This is a genomic window from Stenotrophomonas sp. 2YAF22, from assembly GCF_052114665.1.
Classification (GTDB): Bacteria; Pseudomonadota; Gammaproteobacteria; order Xanthomonadales; family Xanthomonadaceae; genus Stenotrophomonas; species Stenotrophomonas indicatrix.
Genome location: NZ_JBFRFE010000264.1, coordinates 1 through 5441 on the forward strand (window position 1 = coordinate 1; position 5441 = coordinate 5441).

The following is a 5441-nucleotide window of genomic DNA, read 5'->3' on the forward strand; positions in this document are numbered from 1 at the left end:
GGCTGCGCTGATTCCTTTGGCAGGCATCGGCGTGATCGCGGCCGGCAATGCATGGTGGCCCGTGCCGCGTGTGCTGGGGGGCATCGTGGTTATCTGGGGGATGGGAGTCTATTGGCTGTTCTACCTGTTCCGGCAGCGCTGGCAGCAGTGGGCAATTGCGATTCCGGTGGGCCTCTCGATACTGGGCGCCACCGCGATTGGCCACCGCATCCACAGTGACCAGATGTTGCTCAACGGCTACGACAAGGTGCTCGCAGCAGAGATCTACCACTCGCTCAACCAGCATCCGGAATTCAACGACCGCAGCCGTATCGCGATCGTTAACCGCAACATGCGTTGGGCGCACCCTGCGACTCTGCCGACCGCCTACATGGATCTCAACATGACCGCCTTCGCGTTGACCGGCGCGCAGCAGGGCGTTCTGCGGATGACCACGGGCCACGAACTGAACACGGTCGAGCCGACGCCGGAGCACATCGCGGTTTGCGACACCATTCCCACGTGGCCGGCGACGGGATTCACGGCGGTCCTGCCATCGGGTGATGCGGTGGTCTGTCTCTGACACGCAAAAAAAAGCCAGGCGGTCGTAACCGCCTGGCTCGTGCGCATCTTGACTTACAGAGCCGCTTCCAGCTCCGGCAGCAGGGTGAACAGATCCCCCACCAGCCCGATATCGGCGATCTCGAAGATCGGGGAGTCCGGATCCTTGTTGATTGCGACGATGGTGCCGGCGTCCTTGATGCCGGTCAGGTGCTGGATCGCGCCGCTGATGCCCACGGCCACGTACAGCTCCGGCGAGATGATCTTGCCGGTCTGGCCGACCTGCAGGTCACTCGGCACATAGCCGGCGTCCACGGCGGCGCGCGAGGCACCGACCGCGGCACCGAGCTTGTCGGCGAGCTGGAAGATCACCTTGAAGTTCTCTTCCGAGCCCACGCCACGGCCGCCGGAGACGACACGCTTGGCGCTCTGCAGGTCCGGGCGGTCGGTCGCACCGGCCGCCAGGCCGATGAAGCGGGTGTGGGTCGGCAGGGCCRCATCGACGCTGGCCGCTTCCACGCTGGCGCTGCCGCCCTTGGCCGCTTCCGGCCAGGACGCCGCACGCACGGTGGCGACCACGATCTGGTCGGCCGGCACCTCGACGGTGATGATGGCGTTGCCCGCGTAGATCGGGCGCTTGAAGCTGTGGCTGCCTTCCACGGTCATCAGGTCGGAGACCTGGTTGACCCCCAGCAGCGCGGCCACGCACGGCATCAGGTCCTTACCGAACGTGGTCGAGGGGCCGAACACATGGGTGTAGCCGGTGGCCAGCTGCGCGATCTGCGGGGCCAGCACCTGGGCCAGCGCCTGCGCGTTGGCGGCGTTGGTCACGGTCAGCACCTTGGCGACGCCGGCCAGCTGCGCGGCCTCGGCAGCCACGGCGGCCGGATCGGCGGCCAGCACCAGCACGTCGATGCTGGCGCCGCTGATCGCGGCGGCCGCGCTGACGGTCTTGGCGGTGGCGGCGTTGAGCTTGCCGTCGTGGTGTTCAGCGACAACGAGGATCTTGGTCATTACAGCAACCCCTTCTGCTTGAGTGCGGCGACCAGTTCGGCCGCGTCCTTGACCATCACGCCCTTGCTGCGCTTGACCGGCGCGGCGTACTGGGTGGTCTTKAAGGTATCCGCGGCGTCCACGCCGAGGTCGGCCAGCTGCAGGGTCTCCAGCGGCTTGGCCTTGGCCTTCATGATGTCCGGCAGCTTGATGAAACGCGGCTCGTTCAGGCGCAGGTCGGTGGTGACCACGGCCGGCAGATCCACTTCCAGCGTTTCCAGGCCGGCATCGACTTCACGGGTGACCGTGGCCTTGCCGTCGGCAATGTCCAGCTTGCTGGCGAAGGTCGCCTGCGGGCGGCCCCACAGCGTGGCCAGCATCTGGCCGGTCTGGTTGGCGTCGTCGTCGATGGCCTGCTTGCCCAAGATGACCAGGTCCGGCTGTTCCTTCTCGATCAGTTTGAGCAGGGTGCGCGCAGCGGTCAGCGGCTGGATGGCCTGGTCGGTCACCACATGGATGGCGCGGTTGGCGCCCATGGCCAGGCCGTTGCGCAGGTGCGCCTGGGCATCAGCCGGTGCGATCGTGGCGACCACGACCTCGGTGGCGATGCCCTTGTCACGCAGGCGCAGCGCTTCTTCGAGGGCGATTTCATCGAACGGGTTGGGAGACAGCTTGACGCCGTCTGTGACGACGCCGGAGCCGTCCGGCTTGACCTGAATGCGGACGTTGTAGTCCACCACGCGCTTGTACGCGACGAGGATTTTCATCTGGTGCTAGATCCTTGTAGTACCGGCCGCGGGCCGGCTCGCAGTAAGGGGAACGCCCGGTCCTGGAAACAGCAACCGGTTCGGGGGGACCCAGATTCTAACTGGCCCGGGGTAACCATGCGAATGCGTATGGATTGCGGACGCGAGTCACCTCCCGCCAACCGAACGGCACACTGTCACGTTGGTGCCGACCCTTGTATAAACGTCTCCACCAAAGGTGCCATAAGAAATGGAAGGATTGACTTCAATGGTCGCGACTTTCATGAACATCCCCGTTGACTCCACGATCTCTTCAATTTCCTTGGCGCCCGGCCACTCTGTGCGGGTCGTGGTCATGATGACCTCCGGCGGACACGCAACAAGAGCCTCCAGCAACCGGTCACGATCCATGTGCATGTCGATCAGCGCCAAGGTCAGGTCGCTGAGCTGCGCCGAAGGGGGCACCTTGCCTGAGAGCGGGAACAGGGGAAACATGAAACCGCTGACACTGAGAGTAGTGCCGTTCGGGGAGGCTTGCCGGATGGCATCAGCGGCAATCATGTAGTTGGAGGAGCCGTGCGCGTCCGTCGGCCAGCCGTGCCTGGCGGTCATGTAGGCGTTGGACGCCGCACGAGGCAGGTCTTGGAGTTGTTTGACCCACTGTGGACCTGTCATAACAAGCGCTGCTACCGCTACCAAGGTCGCTGCCGGCAATGCGATTTTTGGACGAATCGAGACCTGCCATGCAAATGCGCAAAGCCCGGCCAAGCCAGGAAGCGAGGACGCAAAATGATACGGAAACCCTATTTTCATGATTGGTTCGATAAGTGGTACCCCTGCCACCGCTATCCAAAACAAACCCCGGCCCCAGATATCTCGATGGCCGCGTCGTGTGGAAGAGGCGATGATCGCGATCACCCCGGCACCCGAAAGCGCCAAAGGCAATGCTGACGCTTTCGCCCAACTGGTCGCGGCATTCACGAACAACTCGAATCGCTGGTCCTCAAAGGCGCTGAACATGGTGCCGGCATCCCGATATGCGGCAATGAGAGCGTTAACATCTCCACGGAGCACGAGGAGGGGAATGCAGACGAGAAGAGCGGTGAGGACGCCGCCGACGCAGACCAGCATGGCGTTCCGTCCACCATGGCGAATCCAGGTGGCTGCCACGGCCAGTACCGCAAACGCGGCGAAAGGTTCGCGAATGAGGACGCCCAACGCAACCAGGCTGCCGATGGCGACAAAACGACGGCGGCTGGGTGATCGCTCCGTCTGGGACAACACGACTGCCAGAAACAGCGGAATGTAGGAAAGAAATATGCTGTTCTTGAATCCGTTCTGCACGAATCCAAGCGCGTTCATTGCCAGCAGGAACGTCAGTGACAGGATCGCGGCGAAGGCGGTGTCACGTGATTCTCTCCGCAGCATCACGAAGAACAGCAGGCCGGCCGCCATTGCCACCAGAAGATCTATCATTCTGAGCAGGACGAAGGGATTTTCGGGAAGCTCGAATACCCATGCGGTCATGAGTGGGTAGAGCATCAGATAGCCGTCGGCAGGTAGGCCGTGGCCGCCTGCCCATGCACTGGCAATCCGCATGCCGAAATRGGCGTAATACCCCTCGTCGGTGGTCGGCAACTCCGACAGGCCGGCAAGTCGTGGAACGAGTACCCCCGCCGCGCTCACCAGCAAGCCGATGAGCAGGGTCCTCCAAACAGTGGTGCGATGCGGGGGCGTGTGGGTGAACGGGGCCAAACCATCTCTCCTGACGGGAAAATCGATCTGCGACCGCAACCGACAGGACGCATAAGCAAACAAGCATAGCAACGGAGGCGTGCCGCCACCGCTGCTGCATGCCCCGCGGATGGGATATCAGACGGGGCTGGACGTTGCTCGGAGTAAGACAATACGGATGCGTATGGTTTCGTGACCATGCCGCATCCCAATCCATAAGGATGGACCTTGTTCACGCTGCACGGGCAGTCGTGAAGACGACCGCCATGTATCCTGTTGCGCTGAGCCGGGGCGCCAGCAGGCCCCCTGCACGCACATCGAACAGGAGAATGGGTAGTGCCCACATGGCTTGTCACCGGCGGAGCCGGATTTATTGGCGGTAACTTTGTCCTCGAAGCGGTCGCCAAAGGCGTGCGTGTCATCAACCTGGATGCGCTGACCTACGCGGGCAACCTGAAAACGCTGGCCTCGCTGGACGGCAATCCGGACCATGTCTTCGTCGAAGGTGACATCGGCGACCAGGCGCTCGTCGCCCGCCTGCTGGCCGAACACCGCCCGGACGCCGTGCTGAACTTCGCCGCCGAAAGCCACGTGGACCGTTCCATCGACGGCCCGGGCGCGTTCATCCAGACCAACGTGGTGGGCACCCTGGCGCTGCTGGAAGCCGTACGCGATTACTGGAAGGCGCTGCCGGACGACAAGGGCCAGGCGTTCCGCTTCCTGCACGTCTCCACCGATGAGGTGTACGGCACCCTCGGCGAGACCGGCAAGTTCAGCGAGACCACCGCGTACGCGCCCAACTCGCCGTACTCGGCGTCCAAGGCGGCCTCGGACCATCTGGTGCGCGCGTTCCACCACACCTACGGGTTGCCGGTGCTGACCACCAATTGCTCCAACAACTACGGCCCGTATCACTTCCCCGAGAAGCTGATCCCGCTGGTGATCGCCAAGGCCCTGGCCGGCGAACCGCTGCCGGTTTATGGCGACGGCAAGCAGGTGCGCGACTGGCTGTTCGTGAGCGACCACTGCGAAGCGATCCGCACCGTGCTGGCCAAGGGCCAGGTCGGCGAGACGTACAACGTGGGCGGCAATTCGGAGAAGCAGAACATCGAGGTGGTGCAGGCGATCTGCGCCCTGCTCGATGCGCGTCGCCCGCGTGAGGATGGCCAGCCGCGCGCCAGCCAGATCACCTACGTGACCGATCGCCCGGGCCATGACCGTCGCTACGCGATCGATGCCTCCAAGCTGAAGGATCAGCTCGGCTGGGAGCCGAAGTACACCTTCGAACAGGGCATCGGCTTCACCGTGGACTGGTACCTGGACAACCAGGACTGGGTCAACGGCGTGCTCGACGGCAGCTACCGCCTGCAGCGCATCGGCACCACCGCCTGAGCGCGGTGATCACCAGACAGAGGACAACCGCATGAC

At 63.6% G+C, this 5441-nt stretch carries 5 protein-coding genes; 2 read left to right on the forward strand and 3 right to left on the reverse strand.

Features of this window, described 5'->3' with window-relative positions:
* Positions 1–562 (forward strand): hypothetical protein (locus AB4Y84_RS11855; protein ID WP_442250175.1); only part of this gene is annotated, 562 nt, incomplete at its 5' end.
* 53 nt (positions 563–615) lie between these two features.
* Here AB4Y84_RS11855 and AB4Y84_RS11860 read toward each other — a convergent pair.
* The 3 genes from AB4Y84_RS11860 to AB4Y84_RS11870 form a co-directional block, all read right to left on the reverse strand.
* Complete coding sequence (locus AB4Y84_RS11860; protein ID WP_442250176.1) at positions 616–1554, reverse strand: electron transfer flavoprotein subunit alpha/FixB family protein; 939 nt, start codon at positions 1552–1554, stop codon at positions 616–618.
* Positions 1554–2300 (reverse strand): electron transfer flavoprotein subunit beta/FixA family protein, encoded by a 747-nt coding sequence (locus AB4Y84_RS11865; RefSeq protein WP_442250177.1) that lies wholly within the window; start codon positions 2298–2300, stop codon positions 1554–1556. The genes AB4Y84_RS11860 and AB4Y84_RS11865 overlap by 1 nt, the downstream gene beginning before the upstream one ends.
* A gap of 147 nt (positions 2301–2447) precedes the next feature.
* Complete coding sequence (locus AB4Y84_RS11870; protein WP_442250178.1) at positions 2448–4034, reverse strand: hypothetical protein; 1587 nt, start codon at positions 4032–4034, stop codon at positions 2448–2450.
* Between the two features lie 315 nt (positions 4035–4349).
* On the opposite strand from AB4Y84_RS11870, the gene rfbB reads away from it, so the two are divergent.
* Positions 4350–5405 carry a dTDP-glucose 4,6-dehydratase gene (rfbB, locus tag AB4Y84_RS11875; protein WP_442244873.1) on the forward strand — a complete coding sequence of 352 codons (1056 nt, stop codon included), beginning with the start codon at positions 4350–4352 and terminating at the stop codon, positions 5403–5405.
* Positions 5406–5441 lie beyond the last annotated feature (36 nt).